This window comes from Streptomyces sp. NPDC002467 (genome assembly GCF_042889825.1).
GTDB lineage: Bacteria > Actinomycetota > Actinomycetes > Streptomycetales > Streptomycetaceae > Streptomyces.
The window spans coordinates 153,218-175,226 of record NZ_JBIARJ010000009.1 but is presented as its reverse complement, the minus strand read 5'-3'; the positions used below and the strand labels follow the sequence as shown (position 1 = coordinate 175,226).

Annotated in this window: 22 protein-coding genes; 17 read left to right on the top strand and 5 right to left on the bottom strand. The window is 70.6% G+C overall.

The features are described 5' to 3' along the window. Positions 1-2: 2 nt before the first annotated feature. The 3 genes from ACFYYJ_RS20390 to ACFYYJ_RS20380 all read right to left on the bottom strand — a co-directional run bounded on the left by ACFYYJ_RS20390 (position 3) and on the right by ACFYYJ_RS20380 (position 3,853). Positions 3-602: a DUF6262 family protein gene (locus ACFYYJ_RS20390; protein WP_389134221.1), complete on the bottom strand. Its 600-nt coding sequence runs from the start codon at positions 600-602 to the stop codon at positions 3-5. Next, positions 599-2,512 (bottom strand): tyrosine-type recombinase/integrase, encoded by a 1,914-nt coding sequence (locus ACFYYJ_RS20385; RefSeq protein WP_389134219.1) that lies wholly within the window; start codon positions 2,510-2,512, stop codon positions 599-601. Before ACFYYJ_RS20385 ends, ACFYYJ_RS20390 begins: the two co-directional genes overlap by 4 nt. A gap of 279 nt (positions 2,513-2,791) precedes the next feature. Then, the gene (locus tag ACFYYJ_RS20380) at positions 2,792-3,853 is read right to left on the bottom strand and encodes a tyrosine-type recombinase/integrase (protein WP_389134216.1); all 1,062 of its coding nucleotides are present in this window, start codon (positions 3,851-3,853) and stop codon (positions 2,792-2,794) included. A gap of 150 nt (positions 3,854-4,003) precedes the next feature. Between ACFYYJ_RS20380 and ACFYYJ_RS20375 the strand changes: the two genes are divergently transcribed. Next, entirely contained in the window at positions 4,004-4,468 is a 465-nt protein-coding gene (locus ACFYYJ_RS20375) for an HNH endonuclease family protein (RefSeq protein ID WP_389134214.1), read from the top strand. Between the two features lie 7 nt (positions 4,469-4,475). Here ACFYYJ_RS20375 and ACFYYJ_RS20370 read toward each other — a convergent pair whose 3' ends face one another. After that, positions 4,476-5,384 (bottom strand): DUF2470 domain-containing protein, encoded by a 909-nt coding sequence (locus ACFYYJ_RS20370; RefSeq protein WP_389134211.1) that lies wholly within the window; start codon positions 5,382-5,384, stop codon positions 4,476-4,478. A gap of 55 nt (positions 5,385-5,439) precedes the next feature. Here ACFYYJ_RS20370 and rpsD point away from each other — a divergent pair, with 55 nt between their 5' ends. After that, positions 5,440-6,051 (top strand): 30S ribosomal protein S4, encoded by a 612-nt coding sequence (gene rpsD / locus ACFYYJ_RS20365; RefSeq protein WP_150520470.1) that lies wholly within the window; start codon positions 5,440-5,442, stop codon positions 6,049-6,051. 20 nt (positions 6,052-6,071) lie between these two features. Here the strand turns inward: rpsD and ACFYYJ_RS20360 are convergent, their stop codons facing one another. Then, positions 6,072-8,231: an ATP-binding protein gene (locus tag ACFYYJ_RS20360; protein WP_389134208.1), complete on the bottom strand. Its 2,160-nt coding sequence runs from the start codon at positions 8,229-8,231 to the stop codon at positions 6,072-6,074. 148 nt (positions 8,232-8,379) lie between these two features. On the opposite strand from ACFYYJ_RS20360, the gene ACFYYJ_RS20355 reads away from it, so the two are divergent. The 15 genes from ACFYYJ_RS20355 (at position 8,380) to nusB (ending at position 21,903) form a co-directional block, all read left to right on the top strand. Beyond that, positions 8,380-8,811, top strand: coding sequence for a DUF948 domain-containing protein (locus ACFYYJ_RS20355; RefSeq protein ID WP_376659570.1), 432 nt, complete (start codon positions 8,380-8,382; stop codon positions 8,809-8,811). Between the two features lie 8 nt (positions 8,812-8,819). Continuing rightward, positions 8,820-9,161: a DUF6167 family protein gene (locus tag ACFYYJ_RS20350; protein ID WP_385133076.1), complete on the top strand. Its 342-nt coding sequence runs from the start codon at positions 8,820-8,822 to the stop codon at positions 9,159-9,161. Next, positions 9,161-11,830 (top strand): alanine--tRNA ligase, encoded by a 2,670-nt coding sequence (alaS, locus tag ACFYYJ_RS20345; RefSeq protein ID WP_385133073.1) that lies wholly within the window; start codon positions 9,161-9,163, stop codon positions 11,828-11,830. The genes ACFYYJ_RS20350 and alaS overlap by 1 nt, the downstream gene beginning before the upstream one ends. 2 nt (positions 11,831-11,832) lie before the next feature. Then, entirely contained in the window at positions 11,833-12,303 is a 471-nt protein-coding gene (gene ruvX, locus ACFYYJ_RS20340; protein ID WP_150256582.1) for a Holliday junction resolvase RuvX, read from the top strand. A gap of 78 nt (positions 12,304-12,381) precedes the next feature. Next, positions 12,382-14,103, top strand: coding sequence for an endolytic transglycosylase MltG (gene mltG, locus ACFYYJ_RS20335; RefSeq protein ID WP_389134204.1), 1,722 nt, complete (start codon positions 12,382-12,384; stop codon positions 14,101-14,103). Positions 14,104-14,109: 6 nt separating this feature from the next. Further along, positions 14,110-14,934 (top strand): shikimate dehydrogenase, encoded by an 825-nt coding sequence (locus ACFYYJ_RS20330; RefSeq protein WP_389134201.1) that lies wholly within the window; start codon positions 14,110-14,112, stop codon positions 14,932-14,934. Between the two features lie 35 nt (positions 14,935-14,969). Then, positions 14,970-15,167 carry a hypothetical protein gene (locus ACFYYJ_RS20325; RefSeq protein ID WP_385133064.1) on the top strand — a complete coding sequence of 66 codons (198 nt, stop codon included), beginning with the start codon at positions 14,970-14,972 and terminating at the stop codon, positions 15,165-15,167. 132 nt (positions 15,168-15,299) lie between these two features. Next, positions 15,300-16,484, top strand: coding sequence for a chorismate synthase (aroC, locus tag ACFYYJ_RS20320; RefSeq protein ID WP_365172663.1), 1,185 nt, complete (start codon positions 15,300-15,302; stop codon positions 16,482-16,484). Then, complete coding sequence (locus ACFYYJ_RS20315; protein WP_385133061.1) at positions 16,481-16,999, top strand: shikimate kinase; 519 nt, start codon at positions 16,481-16,483, stop codon at positions 16,997-16,999. Before aroC ends, ACFYYJ_RS20315 begins: the two co-directional genes overlap by 4 nt. Then, positions 16,996-18,087 carry a 3-dehydroquinate synthase gene (aroB, locus tag ACFYYJ_RS20310; RefSeq protein WP_384748850.1) on the top strand — a complete coding sequence of 364 codons (1,092 nt, stop codon included), beginning with the start codon at positions 16,996-16,998 and terminating at the stop codon, positions 18,085-18,087. The genes ACFYYJ_RS20315 and aroB overlap by 4 nt, the downstream gene beginning before the upstream one ends. Then, positions 18,084-18,524 (top strand): type II 3-dehydroquinate dehydratase, encoded by a 441-nt coding sequence (gene aroQ, locus ACFYYJ_RS20305; protein WP_385133059.1) that lies wholly within the window; start codon positions 18,084-18,086, stop codon positions 18,522-18,524. The genes aroB and aroQ overlap by 4 nt, the downstream gene beginning before the upstream one ends. 80 nt (positions 18,525-18,604) lie before the next feature. Beyond that, a complete protein-coding gene (locus ACFYYJ_RS20300; protein WP_385133056.1) occupies positions 18,605-19,399 on the top strand; it encodes an AAA family ATPase in 795 nt (264 codons plus the stop codon). Between the two features lie 337 nt (positions 19,400-19,736). Beyond that, positions 19,737-20,843, top strand: coding sequence for an aminopeptidase P family protein (locus ACFYYJ_RS20295; protein WP_385133053.1), 1,107 nt, complete (start codon positions 19,737-19,739; stop codon positions 20,841-20,843). 59 nt (positions 20,844-20,902) lie between these two features. Further along, positions 20,903-21,469, top strand: a complete 567-nt coding sequence (efp, locus tag ACFYYJ_RS20290) for an elongation factor P (RefSeq protein ID WP_384737236.1) — start codon at positions 20,903-20,905, stop codon at positions 21,467-21,469. A gap of 2 nt (positions 21,470-21,471) precedes the next feature. Then, positions 21,472-21,903, top strand: a complete 432-nt coding sequence (nusB, locus tag ACFYYJ_RS20285; RefSeq protein WP_384759241.1) for a transcription antitermination factor NusB — start codon at positions 21,472-21,474, stop codon at positions 21,901-21,903. The last annotated feature ends 106 nt before the right edge of the window (positions 21,904-22,009 follow it).

The window sequence follows — 22,009 nt, the reverse complement described above, 5'->3', positions numbered from 1 at the left end:
GGTCAGCGTGGGGACACAGACCGCATGGCGCGCCTGAGTCCCGCCCTGGCGGCTGTGAGATCGTCCTCGGTCTCCAGCAGACGTCCCTCCATGGCCGCCAGTTGGTCCCGGGTGCTTGTCAATTCCGCGCTCAGGGATGCGTTGTCACGCTCCAGCTGCTGGACGCGTTCCACCAGCCGATTGCGGTCGACCTCCTCGATTTCCGCTCCCAAGGACAGCCGGACACGTTCTCGGAGTCGGTCCCGTTCCTTCCTGAGGTCCCTGATCTCGTCCCGTGCCAGCGCGAGCTCCGTTTGCAGGCCAGCGGGTGACACCTGGTGCCTGCCCGGAGCAGGAGGTCTCTGCAGACCCTGTTCGCGCTGGGTGGCGATGCCGCTCTGGACGGCGTCGCGTACTTGGGGCTGGTTGTAGACGAACCATGTGGACACCGATGCGTCTCGGGCCACCTGGGCGGTGGTGATCCGTCTGCCCGCTCTGAGAAGACTGCGTACCGCGTCGAGCGCGCGCGCAGTCTTGGCCTCGCTGTCCTGGGTGCGGCTGGCGCGCAGGCGCTCGACCCGTGCGTCCCGGCCGTTGGTTTCGGCGGGGGTCGTTCGCTTCATTGGGGGCTCCGCGTCGTCAGCGCTTGCACGGGGATGAAGGCTGCGGCCGAGCGCGCCTTGCGCAGTTCCCGTGAGGCCGACTCGACGATCGCCCGTTCCTCGGCGGGCATGGCGTCGAGCCTTCGCCGCATCTCGATGGCCGACTTCGAGTAGGCGCGGATCTGGTCGTCGAGGTTGCGGACGACCCAGTCGGCGGCTTCCATGGCCGAGGCTGCCTCCTTGTCGGCCCGCAGGTCCGCGATCTGCTGTTCAAGGGCAGGAAGGTAGGAGGGATCCGGCCGGTAGAAGTCGCAGCCGGCGCACTGGAAGCGGATGCGGCAGTGCCCGCCTCCGGCTTTGACGTTGCTCGGCTCGGTGCAGCCGCCGTACGGGACACCGACGCTCTCCACTTCGTAGGCCAGGGGATCCCCGAAGCCGCGGGATTCGCCGTGCCGATCGACGGCGAGCGCCGCGACCGTTCTGACAGCCTCCTGCTTTCTGCTGAGGGAGACCTTGTAGTAGCCCATCGTGACGTCCAGCGATCGGTGGTCCATGAGTTCCCGGAGGACATCGGGACGGGTCCCGGCGTCCGCATGGCGCTGGGCGTACGCGTGGCGGAAGCCGTACGGGACGATCTGGGTGCGGTCGTAGGAGAGAGGATCACCGTCGTCGTTCAGGCGCTCGTCCACGATGTCCGGGATCAGTTCGTCCACCCAGTCGCGGAAGATCCTGTTGCAGAACTGTGCGGAGGTCAGGTGACCACGACGAGGCCGGTTGCGTTGTCCCGGAGAAGGAAACAGCCACTGGGTGCATGCCGGGACGGCCGGGAGACGGTCGAGTTGCCTTTGCCAGGCCTCGATCGCCTGGGCGGTGCTCGCGGAGACCGGGAGGCGGCGGCCGTGTCGGCGTCGCTTGTGGTTGTCGTAGATCAAGGTCGGCTTGCCGTCGATCCACTCCAGGCAGTCGCGGCGCAGGCTGGTGACCTCGCCCGGGCGGCGGCCGGTGTCCTGGAGAATCCCGTAGACCACCTGGTACATCCGCGCGAAGTCGGCGGCTGTCCAGCCGCCGCTCTCGTACGCGGTCGAGGTGCCCAGCAGGGCGATGTGCGCGTCGAGCTGGGCGATGACGTGTTCGGGAACGGCCCGTCCGATGTCGTCCTCGGAGTCTTCCACTGCGGCGATGTTGTGGAAGCGGGGGTTGAGGGCGAAGCCCCCGGGTACGTGGTCCATCATCCCGGCCTGGCGCGCGAACTCGAGGAACGTGTGCCAGGAGCGGAGAAGAGCCCTGCGGTGACTGGTGGAGTAGTCGTGACCATCCTCGGGACGCTTCGTGATGCGGAACATGTCCACGACGGAGTTCATGTCCGCCATCGACAACCGCTCGGGCACCTCGCCGTCCGGGCGGTGCGCCAAGGCAGCGGAAGCGATCGCTGCCGCGTACACGGTCTGCCTCAGGTCGAGGACGCACGGCCGAGCCGTACGGCCGTACTCCTTGAGCAGTTCACGAAGCCACTGCTGGCGGACAGGGCGGAAGTCGATGACCCCATGGACTGCAACGTACTTTCGCCCGCGCCCGGCAGTGAGCCCTACCAGAGCGCTTTCCCACACGTCACCGGTGGTGGGGTCGGTACCCTCGAACTCGACACGGGCGCGGCGCGCATGGAGCAGGATGCCGTTGAGCACGCCTGCCGTAGCAGCCGGCAGCCTTGAGACGAAGTCCTCACCCAGGTTCAGGAGTGAGTCAAGTCCTGAGGGCAGTCGGGCCACGAGATGGCGGACGCGTTGGGGAACCAGGTTGATTCCGGCGGCATCACGTTGCTGGAGGCCGTAGAGCATCTCTTGGCGCACGTCCGGGGCCACTCTGGCCAGCGAGAACTGTGACACTCCGGGCTGGACGCCGTCGGTGACGTTGGGTCGGCGCAGGGATGACACCGGGGCGTGCGTCGAAGTCCGCCGGAGTGCCCTGGAGGTGGCGGGCCTTCTTGCACGCCTCGCAACGGCTGCCGTTGCTCCCCACATGAGTGGTGCAGGCCATCACGGCACATTCGAAAACACTGGTCGCCGGATTGCTCAGGTCTGCTGTGAACAGCGCTCTACTGACATCCCACTCGCTCGTCCGCCATGCGGGAGCGAGAAGCCTGGAGAGCCAGTCGGACCACTCGGGACCGCTACGGTCGCGTGGTGCGACAACGGCGAGGGCGACGGCAGGCGTCATCGGGCGACCTCTGGGTTGAGACGGTCGACAGCGGCACGCAGATCCTCGTCCTGGGCGTGCAGATAGACGGCGGTGCTTGCCGAGGACGCATGTCCCAGCAGGGTCTGCACGACATCAGGGGCGACTCCGCCCCGGATCCACTGAGTCGCCGCCGTGTGCCGCATCATGTGCGGGCGGGCCCGGAACCCGCAGCGCTTCCCGATCCGCTCGATGACCTGCTTGGCGTTGGAGTAGGTCATCGGGCGGCCCGCATAGCCGCCGGCGAGATTGACGAACACGTAGTCGCAGTCGGCGGCTTCGCTCACCCCCTCTCGCTCGGCGAGGTGTTCGCGATACCGGTGAACCGCCCCCTGTGCCAGCGGCACCATCCGATGGCGGCCGGCTTTCGCGCGGGCTCCGTTCTCGTTGTCCTGGCGTGGTCGCACGTGCAGGTGGGCGCCACGAGTCCGGCACCCGAGGTGCGTGGAGTCCGGGAGCAGATGCATATCCTCCCGCCGCAGTCCGAGCGCCTCTCCGATCCGGAGGCCGCCTGTCACGAGAACGGTCAGCAGCAGCCGGTCGCGGGCGGTGTGTGCGGATTGGAGGATCTGACCCACCTGAGGTTCGGTGAGAGTGGCAGGTGCCAGCTCGATTTCTGGCGCTTTCAGGACGCGGGCCTTCACCATCAGGTGCTGGCCACCCTCGCCCGGGTCGAAGCCGCTCGGGGCGTGGGCGAGGAAGCGAGGTTCGCTGAGCCGGGCGGCCACCTCATGGGCCACGTGGCCCTGCACGGCGCAGAAGCGCAGGAACTCGCACACCGCCGTGAGCGTGGCGTTGACCGTCTTGCCGGACGGCAGCTGCCCCCGTCGGGTCGGCGTCTGCTCGACATGGAACTTGAACAAGGCCATGTCCCCGAGCCGAGCGGTCTTCCAGTCGATACCCCGCTCCGCACACCATGTGAGGAATCGACCGACCCGGGGGACGTACGCGCGCTGGGTCTGTGGCGAGCGGCCCGCCCCGCGCAGGTACAGGGCGAACTCCCGAGCCTCGGGATGGAGGCGGTACGTCTGCTGGTCCACCAGGAGCCAGGTCACCTCGCCGGTGGTGGGAGAGACGGCCTTCTCCGTACGTAACGTCATGGCAACTGTGCTCTTCCGTCGATGTCGCTCATGTGCCTCATGGTGTGACTGATAACGGCGAGCCACAGGTGAGGGTTACGCCTGTCCCTCATGTGCATCGAGAGCAGGAAGGAAGTGCAGATAACCCGGGACGACGTGCTGCGGCGGGACCTGAGCGAGCTGCGCGAGGGCGACCGCAACCCCTGCGTGGTGCTCTCCGGGCTGCTGCGCGACCCGTACACCGGCAAGGAGCTCCCCTACACCTACCGCCGCGCCTCGCAGATCCAGACCGACCACGTCGTCGCGCTCGGCGCGGCCTGGCGGGCCGGGGCGTACGGATGGACCCCGCAGCGCAGGCTGGAGTACGCCAACGACCTCGACGTACTGCTCGCCGTCGACAAGCAGACCAACCAGGACAAGGGCAGCAGGACCGCCGACAAGTGGAAGCCGCCGCGCCGCGCGTACTGGTGCGAGTACGGGCGCCGCTACACCGGCGTCAAGGCCAGGTACGGCCTGTCCGTGACCCCGCCCGAGAAGCTCGCGCTGGAGGAGTTGCTCGCCGACTGCCCCCCGTGAGGACGGCTCAGTGAGAGGCCGCCGAGAACAGCGTGCGCATCGCCCGGCGCAGGCCGCAGACGTCCGCCACGGGCTCCGGGAAGTCGAAGCGGGCGTCGAAGGAGCCGGCCGGGGAGTCCGTGAAGCGGACGCGCAGGCCCAGCCGGTCCAGGGCGAGCGGGACGGCCCTCATGCCGTCCGCCTCCCGAGGGCCCAGCAGGCCGGACAGTCCGCCGAGCCGGTCGCCGTGGGCGGCGTGCAGGTGCTGGAGGAGCTCCGCCTCGTGGCCGACCAGGGGGTCCGGCTCGGCCGCGGCGAGGTCGTCGGGGTCCACGTGCTCGGCGCCCCACAGGTCGTCCACCGAGATCTCGCCGACCTCCAGACGGAGCAGCATCCACGCCGGGCGTCCGGAGTGCGGCGCGTCCTGGGACTCCACGAGGCCGAGCAGTTCGCCGACCGGCTGCCGTTCCGCCAGCAGCGCCGCGCACACCGCGCGGTCGTCCCCGCGCACCGGGGTCAGCCACCCGGCCAGCCAGGCACGGCCTCGGATACGATGTGGCACGGACACCGGCGCCACATCCGTGATCTCGATCACGGCGGTGAGGTCGTCGTCCTGGGCGTGAGCGGCAGCCCTGGCAGCCGCGGATTCCCCGGATACAAGGAGAATCACGTCCCCGTCCGGGGTGACGGTCCGTGCGACCGGCATCCCTGTCCCAAACTCCTCGGAAGCGTGCGCGTCACGAGCACCGATCAGCGTGAGGGATACTGAGGCGTTGGACTCTACGAGGGTTCGTACGCGTTCGGCTCCGGTGAGCTGCCGAACGCCTTCCCTGGGACGCGGCTGACCTTGCCTATCGTCGGCGCAAGCGGATTCTGTTTCGTTGGAATCCGAACTGCGGCGCGCACTGGGCAGGGGGATCCCATGTGGTCGAGACATTACGTCCTCCTCGCTAAGGTAAGCCTCACCTAACTTACATGGAGGTAGGTTCCCCGTGAACCAGAAGCGACCCAAGGTCAAGAAGTCGCGTGCCCTCGGCATTGCGCTGACCCCGAAGGCCGTCAAGTACTTCGAGGCTCGCCCCTACCCGCCGGGCGAGCACGGCCGTGGCCGCAAGCAGAACTCGGACTACAAGGTCCGTCTGCTCGAGAAGCAGCGTCTGCGCGCTCAGTACGACATCTCTGAGCGTCAGATGGCCCGCGCGTACGACCGCGCCAAGAAGGCCGAGGGCAAGACGGGCGAGGCGCTGGTCGTCGAGCTCGAGCGTCGCCTCGACGCCCTGGTCCTGCGTTCGGGCATCGCCCGCACCATCTACCAGGCCCGCCAGATGGTCGTTCACGGCCACATCGAGGTCAACGGTGGCAAGGTCGACAAGCCGTCGTTCCGTGTCCGCCCGGACGACGTCGTGACCGTGCGCGAGCGCAGCCGCGAGAAGGTTCCGTTCCAGGTCGCCCGTGAGGGTGGCTACGCAGGCGAGGGCGAGACCCCCCGTTACCTGCAGGTCAACCTGAAGGCCCTGGCCTTCCGCCTGGACCGCGACCCGAACCGCAAGGAAATCCCGGTCATCTGCGACGAGCAGCTCGTCGTCGAGTACTACGCCCGCTGATCTTCCGGCAGGCGTAGCCCTCACAGGCTGGTGGAAACCCGCCGTCCCCTCCGGGGGGCGGCGGGTTTTCCGCTTTCCCGGCCGGAGCCCGTCTCCCCGGTCAGCCCGTCCAGCGCGCGCCCCACCAGCGCCTCTCGGCTCAGCATCCGGCCGTCGGCCGCGTGCGCCGCGTAGCGCTCGGCCCCCAGCGCCTCGCCGGCCCGCTCCTGGCACATCAGCCGCGGTGCGTTGAAGTACCCCGAGCCGAAGAGCCGCAGCCCCACCCCGTCCCACAGCGGCTCGGCCGCCCCCTGGAGCACCGCGGCCTCGGCCGCGTCGCCCTCCGAGACGGTCACCAGGGCCAGCAGTTCCAGCGCCAGCACCAGCCCCACCAGATCGTGGAAGGCGTGGTTGATCTCCACGCACTCGGTGAGCAGCCGCCGCGCCTCCGCCGTCGCCCCCGTGTCCAGGGCCGCGTACGCGAGCACGTACAGGGCGTACGCCTTCGTCCAGCGCTCCCCGCGTTCCTCGCAGATCTCCCGGACCTCCTCGCACAGGGACAGCGCGCCCGCCGGCTCCCCCTGGAACGCCAGCGCCATGCCCAGCTCCACCTGGCACATCAGTACGTTGCTGTTCAGCTCGCCCGCGTCCCGGTAGCGCTCCAGCGCCGAGCCCAGCAGTTCCCCGGCCCGCTCCATGTCGTCCGACACCAGCGCCAGGCAGCCGAGCCGGTGCACCGCGTAGGCCGAGGCCAGGGCGTTGCCGCTGCGGGCCGCGCCGTCCCGGCACTCGTACAGGGCGCTCGTGGCGGCCACCGCGTCCCCCTGGAGGGCGCACACGTAGCCCAATACCCACAGCGCCTTCAGCCGCGAGGGCTCGTACCCGTCCGCGGTCCCGCCCCGGCCCTCCAGGCTCCGGTCCAGCCAGTGCCTGCCCTCGGTCAGCCGGCCGCAGCCCGCCCAGTAGAACCACAGGGTGCCCGCCAGGTACTGGCCCAAGTGCGCCTCGTCCGGCTCGTCCAGGCAGCACTCCAGGGCGAGCCGCAGGTTCGGCAGCTCCGCCTCCACCAGGGCGGCCACCTCCTCCTGGCGGGGGCTGAACCAGTCCGTCTCGCACCAGGTCGCCAGACCCATGTACCAGTCCCGGTGCCGCCGCCGCAGCCGCCCGGTGTCACCCGTCGACTCCAGCCACCCCGCTCCGTACGCCCGTACGGTCTCCAGCATCCGGTAGCGGACCCCGGTCGGGCACTCCTCCCGGACCAGGAGGGACTGCGCCAGGAGCTCCCCGACCAGATCGAGCACGCTGTCCACCGGCAGGTCGGGGCCCGCGCACACGTACTCGGCGGCATCGAGGTCGAACTGCCCGGCGAAGACCGAGAGCCGCGCCCACAGCAGCCGCTCCGCGGGCGTGCACAGCTCGTGGCTCCAGCCGATGGCGGTGCGCAGTGTCCGGTGCCGGGGGAGCACCCCGCGCGCGCCGCCCGTCAGCAGCACGAACCGGTCCTCCAGGCGGGCCAGGACCTGCGCGGGGGACAGCGCGCGCAACCGGGCCGCCGCCAGCTCCAGGGCGAGCGGGATCCCGTCGAGGCGGGCGCAGAGCTCGGCCAGCGCCGCCCGGTCCGCCCCGGTCACCCGGAACGCGGGGTCCGCCGCCGAGGCCCGCGCGGTCAGCAGGGCCAGCGCCGCCTCCCCGTCGAGCGGGGCCAGCGGGAACGCCAGCTCCCCGTCCAGGGCCAGCGGGCGCCGCCCGGCCGCGAGCACCCGCAGACCGGGGGAGCGGCGCAGCAGCTCCCGTACCAGCTCGGCCGTCTCGTCGACGAGCTGCTCGAAGCCGTCCAGGACCAGGAGCAGCCGCCGTCCGGCCAGGTGCTCGGCCAGCACGGTCCGGGGCGGCCGGGTGGTGTGGTCGGTCAGCCCGAGCGCCTCGGACAGGGCGATCTCCAGCAGCGCGGGATCCCGTACGGCCGCCAGCTCGGCCAGCCAGACCCCGTCGCAGTAGCGTTCCTGCGGCGCTCCGCCGTCCGGCCCGGCGGCGGCCCGGGCCGCGGCGATCACCAGCCGGGACTTGCCCACCCCGCCCACCCCGGTCACGGTCACGAGCCGGGAGGAGTCCAGAAGCCGCCCCAGTGCGTCGAGTTCGGCACCCCTGCCGATGAACCCGCCCAGCTCCGAGGGAAGATTGCCCCACGTCTTCTGTCGCATGGGACACGGAGGGTACTGGCCCGGATGCGCTGCGTACAAGATGATCACGCCAGTCCCCGAATTCCGGTACTGCCGGGGATCTCGGGCGCGATAGGGTCGGAGGGCGAATCTTTTTGCAGTTCAAGTCCAGACGAGAGTGCGGTGTGACGTGTCCGGTGGAGAGGTGGCCGGGATCCTCGTGGCCGTCTTCTGGGCGATCCTGGTCTCCTTCCTGGCCGTGGTGCTGGTGAGACTGGCCCAGGTGCTCAAGGCGACCACCAAGCTGGTGGCCGAGGTCACCGACCAGGCCGTCCCGCTGCTGGCGGACGCCTCCACCACCGTCCGCTCCGCGCGCACCCAGCTCGACCGGGTGGACGCCATCGCGAGCGACGTCCAGGAGGTCACCTCCAACGCCTCCGCGCTCTCCTCCACCGTGGCGACCGCCTTCGGCGGGCCGCTGGTCAAGGTCGCGGCCTTCGGTTACGGCGTCCGCAAGGCGCTGGGCAAGACCCCGCAGGACGCGCCGCAGAAGACGTCCCGACGTAACGTGATCGTTGGCCGTACCGTGCCGGCGCCGCGCCGCCGGAAGCAGAAGGGCTGAGACCTCCGATGTTCCGCCGAGCCTTCTGGTTCACCGCCGGCGCGGCCGCCGGCGTGTGGGCCACCACCAAGGTCAACCGCAAGCTGAAGAAGCTGACGCCGGAGAGCCTCGCCGCCCAGGCCGCCGACAAGGCAGTGGAGGCGGGACACCGCCTCAAGGACTTCGCCCTCGACGTCAAGTCGGGAATGACGCAGCGCGAGGACGAGCTGAACGACGCGCTGGGACTGCACCAGGATCCCGACCGGCCCGACAACGTCACCGCCCTGCCCGGGCCGCGGCGGATGCGGGCCATCCAGAACGACAAGACCACCCCCCTGAAGTTTTCGTACAACCGGAATGAGGACCACTGATGGAGTCGGCTGAAATCCGCCGCCGCTGGCTGAGCTTCTTCGAGGAGCGCGGTCACGCCGTTGTCCCTTCGGCGTCGCTCATCGCGGACGACCCGACTCTGCTGCTGGTCAACGCGGGCATGGTCCCCTTCAAGCCGTACTTCCTCGGTGAGACCAAGCCCCCGGCCCCCCGTGCCACCAGCGTGCAGAAGTGCGTCCGCACGCCGGACATCGAAGAGGTCGGCAAGACCACCCGCCACGGCACGTTCTTCCAGATGTGCGGCAACTTCTCCTTCGGCGACTACTTCAAGGAAGGCGCCATCAAGTACGCCTGGGAGCTGCTCACCAGCTCCGTGGCGGACGGCGGCTACGGCCTGGAGCCGGAGAAGCTCTGGATCACCGTCTACCTCGACGACGACGAGGCCGAGACGATCTGGCGCGACGTGATCGGCGTCCCCGCCGAGCGCATCCAGCGCCTGGGCAAGAAGGACAACTTCTGGTCCATGGGCGTCCCGGGTCCCTGCGGCCCGTGCTCCGAGATCAACTACGACCGCGGCCCGGAGTTCGGCGTCGAGGGCGGCCCGGCCGTCAACGACGAGCGCTACGTGGAGATCTGGAACCTGGTCTTCATGCAGTACGAGCGCGGCGCCGGCGACGGCAAGGAAGACTTCCCGATCCTCGGCGACCTGCCGTCGAAGAACATCGACACCGGTCTCGGCCTCGAACGCCTCGCGATGATCCTGCAGGGCGTGCAGAACATGTACGAGACCGACACCCTGCGCGTGGTCATGGACAAGGCCACCGAGCTGACCGGTGTGCAGTACGGCGCGGCCAAGGACACCGACGTGTCCATGCGCGTGGTCGCAGACCACATCCGCACCTCCGTCATGCTCATCGGCGACGGCGTCACCCCCGGCAACGAGGGCCGCGGCTACGTGCTGCGCCGCATCATGCGCCGCGCCATCCGCAACATGCGCCTCATGGGCGCCACCGGCCCGGTGGTCCAGGAACTCGTCGACGTCGTGATCAACACGATGGGGCAGCAGTACCCGGAGCTCGTCACCGACCGCAAGCGCATCGAGACCGTCGCGCTCGCCGAAGAGGCCGCCTTCCTGAAGGCCCTCAAGGGCGGCACGAACATCCTCGACACCGCCGTCACCGAGACCAAGGCCGTCGGCGGCAAGGTCCTCTCCGGCGAGAAGGCGTTCCTGCTCCACGACACCTGGGGCTTCCCGATCGACCTCACCCTGGAGATGGCCTCCGAGCAGGGCCTGTCCGTGGACGAGGCCGGCTTCCGCCGCCTGATGCAGGAGCAGCGCGACCGCGCCAAGGCCGACGCCAAGGCCAAGAAGACCGGCCACGCCGACGTCTCCTCCTACCGCGAGATCGCCGACAACGCCGGCGCCACCGAGTTCACCGGCTACGCCACCACCCAGGGCGAGTCCACCATCGTCGGCCTCCTGGTCAACGGCGTCTCCGCGCCCGCCGCCTCCGAGGGCGACGAGGTCGAGGTCGTCCTCGACCGCACCCCCTTCTACGCCGAGGGCGGCGGCCAGCTCGCCGACCAGGGCCGCATCAAGCTCGACTCCGGCGCGATCATCAACGTCCGCGACGTCCAGCAGCCGGTCCCCGGCGTCTCCGTGCACAAGGGCTCCGTCCAGGTCGGCGAGGTGACGGTGGGCGCCTCCGCGTACGCCGCCATCGACATCAACCGCCGCCGGGCCATCGCCCGCGCCCACTCGGCCACCCACCTGACCCACCAGGCGCTGCGCGACGCCCTCGGCCCGACGGCCGCCCAGGCCGGTTCCGAGAACTCGCCCGGCCGCTTCCGCTTCGACTTCGGTTCCCCGAACGCCGTCCCCGGCTCGGTCCTGACCGACGTCGAGCAGAAGATCAACGACGTGCTCTCCCGCGAGCTGGACGTCACCGCCGAGGTCATGAGCATCGACGAGGCGAAGAAGCAGGGCGCCATCGCCGAGTTCGGCGAGAAGTACGGCGAGCGCGTGCGCGTCGTCACCATCGGCGACTTCTCCAAGGAGCTGTGCGGCGGCACGCACGTCGGCAACACCAGCCAGCTCGGCCTGGTGAAGCTGCTCGGCGAGTCCTCCATCGGCTCCGGCGTGCGCCGCGTCGAGGCCCTCGTCGGCGTGGACGCGTACAACTTCCTCGCCAAGGAGCACACGGTCGTCGCCCAGCTCCAGGAGCTGGTCAAGGGCCGTCCGGAGGAGCTGCCGGAGAAGATCGCCTCCATGCTCGGCAAGCTGAAGGACGCCGAGAAGGAGATCGAGAAGTTCCGCGCGGAGAAGGTCCTCCAGGCCGCCGCCGGTCTCGCCCAGAACGCGCAGGACATCCACGGCGTCGCCCTCGTCGTCGGCCAGGTGCCGGACGGCACGGGCGCCGACGACCTGCGCAAGCTGGTCCTCGACGTCCGCGGCCGCATCCCGGGCGACCGTCCGGCCGTGGTCGCCCTCTTCACCGTGGCGAACGACCGCCCGCTGACGGTCATCGCCACCAACGAGGCGGCCCGCGAGCGCGGCCTCAAGGCCGGTGACCTGGTGCGCACGGCCGCCAAGACCCTCGGTGGCGGCGGTGGCGGCAAGCCGGACGTCGCCCAGGGCGGCGGCCAGAACCCGGCCGCCGTGCCCGAGGCCATCGCCGCGGTCGAGCGTCTCGTCGTAGAGACGGTCTGACGATGACACTGCGCCGCGGCCGCCGGCTCGCCATCGACGTCGGGGACGCCCGGATCGGGGTCGCCTCGTGCGACCCCGACGGGGTGCTCGCCACACCGGTGGAAACCGTCCCGGGCCGGGACATCCCCTTCGCCCACCGGCGGCTGCGGCAGCTCGTCGAGGAGTACGAGCCCCTCGAAGTCGTGGTCGGCCTCCCCCGCTCGCTCAGCGGGCGGGAGGGGCCGGCCGCGGCCAAGGTTCGGGCCTTCGCGAACGAACTCGCCAAGGGCATCAAGCCGGTGACGGTCCGTCTGGTGGACGAGCGGATGACCACGGTCACCGCCGCCCAGGGGCTGCGGGCTTCCGGGAAGAACGCCAAGAAGGGCCGGTCGGTCATCGACCAGGCGGCCGCTGTGGTGATCCTCCAGAACGCTCTTGAGACCGAACGGGTATCAGGTAATCCGCCTGGTGAGTGCGTCGAAGTGGTTGTCTGATCGCGGTACGGTAACGTTCCGCGCGATGAGACGGCATTCGAACAGCCGTCGCTTTCGTCTCGCGGCTCTAGGGGACCGATGACTGAGTATGGACGGGGCCACGGCTCCGAACCGTGGCATCCCGAGGACCCCCTGTACGGGGACCAGGGATGGACCGGGCACCAGACCCAGCAGGGACAGGTGCCCTACGGCGGCGAGCAGCAGCAGTACGCGCAGGACCCGCAGTACCAGCAGCAGTACCCGCAGCAGCAGTACCCCGCGCAGCAGCAGGGCTATGCCCCGCAGTACCCGCAGCAGGCCCAGCAGCCGCAGCACGTCCAGCACCCGCAGCAGGCCCAGCACCCCCAGTACCCGCAGCAGCCCCAGCAGCCCCAGCAGCCGGTGTACGACGCCCAGGGCTGGGACACCGGCCAACAGCAGTACGTCGCCACGGCCCCGGCCGATCCCTACGCCGGCGTGGACCCGTACGCTCAGCAGGCCGCCGCCGGCTACCCGGGTGAGAACCCGGACCTCTACACGACGGCCGACGCCTACCCGCCGCCGCAGCCCCCGAACCTGCGCCACCTCGAACCGCAGCTCCCCGAGCAGCAGGACGAGGAGCCGGAGGACACGTTCTTCGCCGGTGGGGGCGACGCCGAGGACGGCGACGACACCGGTGGCGGCGGCGGGCGCCGCGGCGGCCGCTCCAAGGGCGGCAAGGGCGGCAAGCCCAAGAAGCGCAGCGGCGCGGCCTGCCTGATCGCCTCTCTCGTCATCGTGGGCGTGCTCGGCGGCGGCGGGTACTACGGCTACACCTTCATCAAGGACAAGTTCGGCGCCGCGGAGGACTTCGTTGGCGAAGGCACCAGCGAGATCGTCGACGTCGACATCCCCAAGGGCGCCGGCCTCGGACAGATGGGCCGGATCCTCAAGGAAGCGGGCGTGGTCGCCAGCGCCCAGGCCTTCGTCGACGCCGCGGGTGCCAACCCCAGGGGCAAGTCCATCCAACCCGGTCAATACCCGATGCAGAAGAAGATGTCGGGTGCGGCCGCCGTCGCGCTGATGCTCGACCCCAGCAAGCTGAAAGTCATCACCGTCACCGAGGGCATGCGCAACACCAAGGTGTACGAGGCGATCGACAAGAAACTGGAAAAGCCCGCGGGCACCACCGAGGGCATCGCCCAGCGAGAGGCCAAGAACCTCGGACTGCCGGCCTGGGCCGCCAACAACCCGAAGATCAAGGACCCGCTCGAAGGCTTCCTGTACCCGACGCGCTACGACCTCAGCAAGGACAGCACCCCCGAGTCCCTGCTCAAGCAGATGGTCAAGAACGCGTCCGACAAGTACACGGAGCTGGGCGTCGAGGGCAAGGCCAAGGAGCTGGGCCTGGAGAACCCGCTCCAGGTGATCACGGTCGCCAGCCTCGTCAACGCCGAGGGCAAGAACCACGACGACTTCCGGAAGATGTCCGAGGTGGTCTACAACCGCCTCAAGAAGACCAACGACGTCACGAACCAGAAGATCGAGTTCGACTCGACGTACAACTACGCCAAGGGCCAGAGCGAGATCAACTTCAACCTCAAGGAAGCCCAGGCGTTCAACAACCCCTACAACACGCACTTCATCAAGGGACTGCCCGTCGGCCCGATCGGCAACCCGGGCATGGACGCGCTGACCGCTACGCTCAACCCGGATCATGGCGGCTGGATGTTCTTCGTGTCGGTCGACGGCAACACGACGACCTTCACCAAGACGTACGACGAGCACCTCAAGCTCGTCGCCGAGTTCCAGGAACGGCAGAAGCAGAAGAACGGCGGATAGCAGGACATGTCTCACATAAGGGCCGCGGTGCTGGGTTCGCCCATCGAGCACTCCCTCTCACCGGTGCTGCACCGCGCCGCCTACCAGGAGCTCGGCCTCGACGACTGGTCCTACGACCGCTTCGAGATCGACGAGGCCGCGCTCCCCGGGTTCGTCTCCGGACTCGGCCCCGAGTGGGCCGGGCTGTCGCTGACCATGCCGCTGAAGCGGGCGATCATCCCGCTGCTCGACGGGATCAGCGACACCGCCGCCTCCGTCGAGGCGGTCAACACGGTCGTCCTCACGAAGGACGGCCGCCGCCTCGGCGACAACACCGACATCCCCGGGATCGTCGCCGCGCTCCACGAGCGCGGCGTCGAGAAGGTCCCCTCGGCCGCCATCCTCGGTGCCGGGGCTACCGCTTCTTCGGCGCTCGCCGCCCTCTCCCGGATCTGCACGGGCGAGGTCACGGCGTACGTCCGCTCCGACGCCCGGGCCGACGAGATGCGCGGCTGGGGCGAGCGGCTCGGCGTGACCGTCCGCACGGCCGACTGGTCCGACGCCGCCGAGGCGTTGTCGGCGCCGCTGGTGATCGCGACCACCCCGGCCGGTACGACGGACGCCTTGGCCGCCTCCGTACCCGAAGGGGCGGGCACCCTCTTCGACGTCCTGTACGACCCCTGGCCGACCGCCCTCGCGGCCGCCTGGGACCGCCGGGGCGGCAAGGTCGTCGGCGGACTGGACCTGCTCGTCCACCAGGCCGTGCTCCAGGTCGAGCAGATGACCGGCCGCGCCCCGGGCCCGCTCGCCGCGATGAGGGCCGCCGGAGAACGGGCACTGGCCGCCCGTTAGGCTGCCCGCCTGCGTATTCGATCACGGGGGCGGCTTTGGAAGAGATGGGTGCCGGGCAGATGCTGGCGTCGAAGTGGGACATCGTCCCCAGCCTGCTCGGCGGCATGCTCAGAGTGCTGCTCGGCAACGTCCTCCCGGGCTGGGCCAAGGCGATCATCCTCGGAATCATCGGTTCCGTCGCCCTGTGGACGGCGATCACGTGGCTCCGCCGCCGCTCCACCCGGGCCACCTGACGGACAAGGCGTCCGATTGCTGGACCGGGGCCCGTAAAACCCCCTCGGACGTGGGAGGATCGGGTACGGCGGGTCAGGGCCGCGCACCCGATCGCGCCATCGCTGTACCAGGCGCGAGCATGAGGAGCATCGTTGAGCAGGTTGCGTTGGCTGACCGCCGGGGAGTCGCACGGACCGGCGCTGGTAGCGACGCTGGAGGGGCTTCCCGCCGGCGTTCCGGTCACCACTGAGCTGGTGGCCGACCACCTGGCCCGTCGCCGGCTCGGTTATGGGCGTGGCGCCCGCATGAAGTTCGAGCAGGACGAGATCACCTTCCTGGGCGGTGTCCGGCACGGGCTTTCGCTGGGTTCCCCCGTCGCCGTCATGGTCGGCAACAGCGAGTGGCCCAAGTGGGAGACGGTCATGTCGGCCGACCCGGTCGACCCCTCGCTGCTGAAGGACACCGGCCGCAACGCGGCGCTGACGCGTCCGCGGCCCGGTCACGCCGACCTCGCCGGAATGCAGAAGTACGGCTTCGACGAGGCCCGGCCGATCCTGGAGCGCGCGAGCGCCCGTGAGACGGCCGCCCGCGTCGCCCTCGGCGCGATCGCCCGGTCCTTCCTCAAGGAGGTCGCGGGCATCGAGATCGTGTCGCACGTGGTGGAGCTGGCCGCGGCCAAGGCGCCGTACGGCGTCTACCCGACCCCCGCCGACGTGGAGAAGCTCGACGCCGACCCGGTGCGCTGCCTCGACGCCGACGCGAGCAAGGCGATGGTCGCCGAGATCGACCAGGCCCACAAGGACGGCGACACCCTCGGTGGCGTGGTCGAGGTCCTGGCCTACGGCGTGCCCGTCGGCCTCGGCTCGCACGTCCACTGGGACCGCCGCCTCGACGCCCGCCTCGCCGGCGCGCTCATGGGCATCCAGGCCATCAAGGGCGTCGAGGTCGGCGACGGCTTCGAGCTCGCCCGCGTGCCCGGCTCCAAGGCCCACGACGAGATCGTCTCCACCCCCGAGGGCCTCAAGCGGACCTCCGGTCGCGCCGGCGGCACCGAGGGCGGTCTGACCACCGGCGAGCTGCTGCGCGTCCGCGCCGCGATGAAGCCCATCGCGACCGTGCCGCGCGCCCTGGCCACCGTGGACGTCGCCACCGGTGAGGCGACGGTGGCCCACCACCAGCGCTCCGACGTGTGTGCCGTCCCGGCCGCCGGCATCGTCGCCGAGGCGATGGTCGCCCTCGTGCTGGCCGACGCCGTCGTCGAGAAGTTCGGCGGCGACTCGGTCCCCGAGACCCGGCGCAACGTGCAGTCGTACCTCGACAACCTGCAGATCCGGTGACGGGCGGACCGCTCGTCGTTCTCGTCGGCCCCATGGGCTCCGGCAAGTCCACCGTCGGAGGCCTGCTCGCCGACCGGCTCGGCGTCCCCTACCGGGACACCGACGCGGACATCGTCGCCGCCCAGGGCCGCGAGATCTCCGACATCTTCGTCGACGAGGGCGAGCCGTACTTCCGTGAGCTGGAGAGGGAGGCGGTCGCCGCCGCCCTCGCCGGCCACACGGGGGTCCTCGCCCTCGGCGGCGGCGCCGTCCTCGACGAGGGCACCCGCGCGCTGCTGACGGGCCTGCCCGTCGTCTATCTCTCGATGGACGTCGAGGAGGCCGTGCGGCGCGTGGGCCTCGGCGCCGCGCGCCCGCTGCTCGCCGTCAACCCGCGCCGCCAGTGGCGCGAGCTGATGGAGGCCAGACGCCACCTGTACACCGAAGTCGCGCGCGTCGTGGTGGCCACCGACGACCGCACCCCCGAAGAGGTCGCCCAGGCGGTCCTCGACGCTCTGGAGTTGAAGGACGTATGACGGACCAGGTGACGCGGATCCAGGTCGGCGCGAGCGCCGGCCACGACGCGTACGAGGTGCTGGTCGGACACCAGCTCCTCGGTGAGCTCGGCGCCCTCGTGGGCACGAAGGCCCAGCGGGTCGCCGTGATCCACCCCGAGGCGCTGGCCTCGACCGGTGAGGCACTGCGCGACGACCTCGCCGAGCAGGGCTACGAGGCCATCGCCATCCAGGTGCCGAACGCCGAGGAGGCCAAGACCGCCGAGGTGGCCGCGTACTGCTGGAAGGCGCTCGGCCAGTCCGGCTTCACCCGCACCGACGTCATCGTCGGCGTCGGCGGGGGAGCCACCACCGACCTCGCGGGCTTCGTCGCGGCCACCTGGCTGCGCGGGGTGCGCTGGATCGCCGTACCGACCACCGTCCTCGCGATGGTGGACGCGGCGGTCGGCGGCAAGACCGGCATCAACACGGCCGAGGGCAAGAACCTGGTGGGCTCCTTCCACCCGCCGGCCGGTGTGCTGTGCGACCTGGCGGCGCTGGAATCCCTTCCGGTCAACGACTACGTCAGCGGTCTCGCCGAGATCATCAAGGCCGGATTCATCTCCGACCCGAAGATCCTCGAACTGATCGAGGAGGACCCGCAGGCGGCCCGTACGCCGGCCGGCCCGCACACCTCCGAGCTGATCGTGCGGTCGATCCAGGTCAAGGCCGACGTGGTCTCCAGCGACCTCAAGGAGTCGGGGCTCCGCGAGATCCTCAACTACGGCCACACCCTCGCGCACGCCATCGAGAAGAACGAGCGCTACAAGTGGCGGCACGGCGCGGCCGTGTCCGTCGGCATGGTCTTCGCCGCCGAGCTGGGCCGCCTCGCGGGCCGTCTCGACGACGCGACGGCGGACCGGCACAAGGCGGTCCTCGCCTCGGTCGGCCTGCCGCTGACCTACCGCGGCGACCAGTGGCCCAAGCTGCTCCAGACCATGCAGGTCGACAAGAAGTCGCGGGGCAACCTACTGCGCTTCATCGTCCTGGACGGGCTGGGCAAGCCGACCGTCCTGGAGGGCCCCGACCCGGCGCACCTGATCGCCGCGTACGGAGAGGTGTCGGCGTGAGCCGCCGCGTGTTCGTCCTGAACGGGCCGAACCTGGGCCGGCTCGGCTCCCGCGAGCCCGACGTGTACGGGGCCACCTCGTACACGGGGCTGGTCGAGAGCTGCCGCTCGCTGGGCGAGGAACTCGGCTTCGACGTCGAGGTCCGCGAGACCAACGACGAGGGCGAGATCGTACGGTGGCTCCACGAGGCGGCGGACGGCAAGATCCCGGTCGTGATCAACCCGGGTGCCTTCACGCACTACTCGTACGCCATGCGGGACGCGGCGGCGCAGCGCACCGCGCCGCTGATCGAGGTGCACATCTCGAACCCGTACGCGCGTGAGGCGTTCCGGCACACCTCGGTGATCGCGGCGGTGGCGACCGGTACGGTGGCGGGCTTCGGCCTCGGTTCGTACCGGCTGGCACTGCGCGCGCTGGCGGAGGAAGTCTCGCTCTGACGGTACGCGTGGGAGGCCGGGCCTCCGCCGTCATATAACGTTCTCGCATCAGTCGCCTGAACGAGACGGAGTGGCAGCGGATGCACCAGGGAACGGGCGGCGGCGCGGGCTGGGGGCAGGCGGGGCACCCCCCGCCGACGCCCCCGCAGCCTCCGATACCTCCGGCGCACGGCTGGCCCGGCTCGGCGCCCCCGCAGCCGGGCCTCCCCCCGCACCCCGCGCACCCGGGCCAGCACCCGCCGGTCCCGGGCGCGCACGCGCAGGTCCCGCCGCCGCCCGTGCCGGAGGCGACCGGGCACATCCCGCTCCCGCCGGCCGCGCCGCGCACCGGCGGGGCCGTGCTCGCCGTGCTGCTGATCGGCCCGGCAGGGGCGGGCAAGACCACCGTGGCCCGGCACTGGGCGAGCACCCGGCCCGTGCCGACCGCGCACGTCAGCCTCGACGACGTCCGCGAGTGGGTCCGCTCGGGCTTCGCCGATCCGCAGGCGGGCTGGAACGAGCACTCCGAGGCCCAGTACCGCCTCGCCCGCCGCACCTGCGGCTTCGCCGCCCGCAACTACCTGGCCAACGGGATCTCCTGCATCCTCGACGACGCCGTGTTCCCCGACCGGCCCGTGGTCGGCCTCGGCGGCTGGAAGCGGCACGTGGGCCCGGCCCTGCTCCCGGTGGTGCTGCTGCCGGGGCTGGAGATCGTCCTGGAACGCAACGCGGCCCGCTCCGGCAACCGGCGGCTCTCCGACGAGGAGGTCGCACGGATCCACGGGCGCATGGCGGGCTGGTACGGCTCCGGCCTGCCGATCATCGACAACTCGCACCTGGACGTCGAGGGCACGGCCCGTGCGTTGGACGAGGCCTTGGCGCGCGCGCTGGCCTAGCCGTTGTCCATGGGTGCGGCGCCGCGTCCTGGGGCGCTGCCCCAGCCCCGCGCCTCAATCGCCGGCGAGGCTGGTTTGCCTCCGGCGGCGCCTCAAACGCCGGCGGGGCTGGATTCGGCCGGCGCCGGCTTGCAGGTGCGCGCGGCGCAGCCTTTGCCGGGCGGGCCGGATTGCCCGCAGGGCAATTCCAGCCCCGCCGGCGTTTGAGGCGCGGGGGCTCGGGGGCGGAGCCCAGCGGCGGCGCACCGGCACGACCGCGGAGCCCAGCGGCGGCGCACCGGCGCATACGGACGCGCTCACCAGGCCGGAGGCGCCCGGCGCTCGTACGCTCGAAGACATGTCAGACGTGTACGCCGCACGCCGCGGCCTGCTCCGTGACCGCTGCGCCGCCGCGGGAAACGCCGCCGCGCTGATCACGCGTCCGGCGAACGTCCGCTACCTCTCCGGGGCGTCCCCGCACGGCGCCGTGCTCTTCGTCGGGCCGGTCGAGGACGTGCTGTTCTGCGCCGCCCCGCCCACAGGTGAGGTCGACGAGGGCCGCGTCGACGAGGGCCTCAGGCTCTCCGTCCTGGCGAGCCCCGGCGGGGACCCGGCCGTCGCCGCCGCGGACATGGCCGCGGCCGTCCGCGCCGACTCCCTCGCGGTGGAGGAACACCACCTCACCGTCGGCCGGCACCGCGCCCTGCGCTCCGTGGCGCCGAAACTGCGCCTGGCCGACCTCGGGACGGCCGTGGAGCAGCAGCGCCTCGTCAAGGACGAGGAGGAGATCACCTGCCTGCGGATCGCCGCCGAGATCGCCGACCAAGCCCTCGGGGAGCTGCTGGAGTCCATCCTCGTCGGCCGCACCGAACGGCATCTCGCCCTGGAGTTGGAGCGGCGCCTCGTCGACCACGGTGCCGACGGCCCCGCCTTCCCGACCTCCGTGGGCACCGGCCCGCACTCCGGCCGCTCCCGGCACCGCCCCTCCGACCGCAGGGTCGAGGAGGGCGACTTCCTCTCCGTCTGCCTGGGCGCCAACTACCGCGGCTACCGGTGCGAGATCGGCCGTACCTTCGTGATCGGCACCACGCCCGCCGACTGGCAGATCGAGCTGTACGACCTCGTCTTCCGGGCCCAGCGGGCCGGACGGGAGGCCCTGCTGCCCGGTGCCGCGTACCGGGAGGTGGACCACGCGGCGCGTTCCGTACTGGACTCCGCGGGCCACGGGGAAGCCCTCGCTCCGTGGACCGGACACGGGGTCGGTCTCGAAATCGACGAGGACCCGCAGCTTGCACCTACGGCAATGGGTAAACTGGACGCTTGCGTGCCGGTCACCGTCGAACCGGGGGTTCACCTCCCGGGCCGGGGAGGTGTCCGGATCGATGACACGCTCGTCGTACGCCCCGAGGCGGACGGCGGTCCCGAGCTACTCACCATTACGACCAAGGAGCTGCTCGCGCTCTAGCCCGCACCGCCGGGTAGTGCGCGCCTCCCTGGTCTTCCAGTGCAGGAGATTCCGCAACCGTGGCTTCCACGAACGACCTCAAGAACGGCATGGTGCTCAAGCTCGACGGTGACCAGCTCTGGTCCGTCGTCGAGTTCCAGCACGTCAAGCCCGGCAAGGGCCCGGCCTTCGTGCGCACCAAGCTCAAGCACGTGCTCTCCGGCAAGGTCGTCGACAAGACGTTCAACGCCGGCACGAAGGTCGAGACGGCCACCATCGACCGCCGTGACATGCAGTTCTCGTACATGGACGGCGACTACTTCGTCTTCATGGACATGCAGACCTACGACCAGCTGATGGTCGACCGCAAGGCCGTCGGCGACGCCGCCAACTTCCTCATCGAGGGCTTCACCGCCTCCGTGGCCCAGCACGAGGGCGAGGTGCTCTACGTCGAGCTCCCGGCCGCCGTCGAGCTGACCATCGAGCACACCGACCCGGGCGTCCAGGGCGACCGCTCCACCGGCGGCACCAAGCCCGCCAAGCTGGAGACCGGCCACGAGATCCAGGTCCCGCTCTTCGTCACCACCGGCGAGAAGATCAAGGTCGACACCCGCACCAGCGCCTACCTCGGCCGGGTGAACGGCTAACCGTGGCTGCCCGGAGCAACGCGCGCAAGCGCGCTTTCCAGATCCTGTTCGAGGCCGACCAGCGCGGTGTGCCCGTGCGCGAGGTCCTCGCGGACTGGATCCGCCACTCGCGGTCGGACGACCGGCAGCCGCCGGTCAGCGCCTTCACGATGGATCTCGTCGAGGGTTACGCCGACAAGGTGAACCGCATCGACGACCTGATCGTCACGTACGCCGTGGACTGGGAGCTCGACCGCATGCCGGTCGCGGACCGGAACATCCTGCGGCTCGGTGCCTACGAGCTGATCTGGGTGGACGACACCCCGGACGCCGTGGCCATCGACGAGGCCGTCCAGCTGGCCAAGGAATTCTCGACGGACGACTCGCCCGCGTTCGTCAACGGGCTGCTGGCCCGGTTCAAGGACCTGAAGCCGAGCCTGCGCCGGGGCGAATAGCCCCCGGCGGGTTCGGTCGGATCGAGCGGAGGGGGCCGCCTGGCAAAGCCCGACCCACCCACCGAATGGAACGCCGACCAGGCACCGTGGTCGCTGGGCGACCAGG

Bases quoted from the DNA above. Each gene is read 5' to 3' on its own strand.
- ACFYYJ_RS20360 (WP_389134208.1), bottom strand. From the start codon at position 8,231: ATGCGACAGAAGACGTGGGGCAATCTTCCCTCGGAGCTGGGCGGGTTC.
- ACFYYJ_RS20390 (WP_389134221.1), bottom strand. From the start codon at position 602: ATGAAGCGAACGACCCCCGCCGAAACCAACGGCCGGGACGCACGGGTC.
- mltG (WP_389134204.1), top strand. From the start codon at position 12,382: ATGACTGAGTATGGACGGGGCCACGGCTCCGAACCGTGGCATCCCGAG.
- ACFYYJ_RS20295 (WP_385133053.1), top strand. From the start codon at position 19,737: ATGTCAGACGTGTACGCCGCACGCCGCGGCCTGCTCCGTGACCGCTGC.
- ACFYYJ_RS20375 (WP_389134214.1), top strand. From the start codon at position 4,004: ATGTGCATCGAGAGCAGGAAGGAAGTGCAGATAACCCGGGACGACGTG.
- ACFYYJ_RS20300 (WP_385133056.1), top strand. From the start codon at position 18,605: ATGCACCAGGGAACGGGCGGCGGCGCGGGCTGGGGGCAGGCGGGGCAC.
- ACFYYJ_RS20330 (WP_389134201.1), top strand. From the start codon at position 14,110: ATGTCTCACATAAGGGCCGCGGTGCTGGGTTCGCCCATCGAGCACTCC.
- ACFYYJ_RS20370 (WP_389134211.1), bottom strand. From the start codon at position 5,384: ATGTCTCGACCACATGGGATCCCCCTGCCCAGTGCGCGCCGCAGTTCG.
- ruvX (WP_150256582.1), top strand. From the start codon at position 11,833: ATGACACTGCGCCGCGGCCGCCGGCTCGCCATCGACGTCGGGGACGCC.
- ACFYYJ_RS20350 (WP_385133076.1), top strand. From the start codon at position 8,820: ATGTTCCGCCGAGCCTTCTGGTTCACCGCCGGCGCGGCCGCCGGCGTG.
- aroB (WP_384748850.1), top strand. From the start codon at position 16,996: ATGACGGACCAGGTGACGCGGATCCAGGTCGGCGCGAGCGCCGGCCAC.
- alaS (WP_385133073.1), top strand. From the start codon at position 9,161: ATGGAGTCGGCTGAAATCCGCCGCCGCTGGCTGAGCTTCTTCGAGGAG.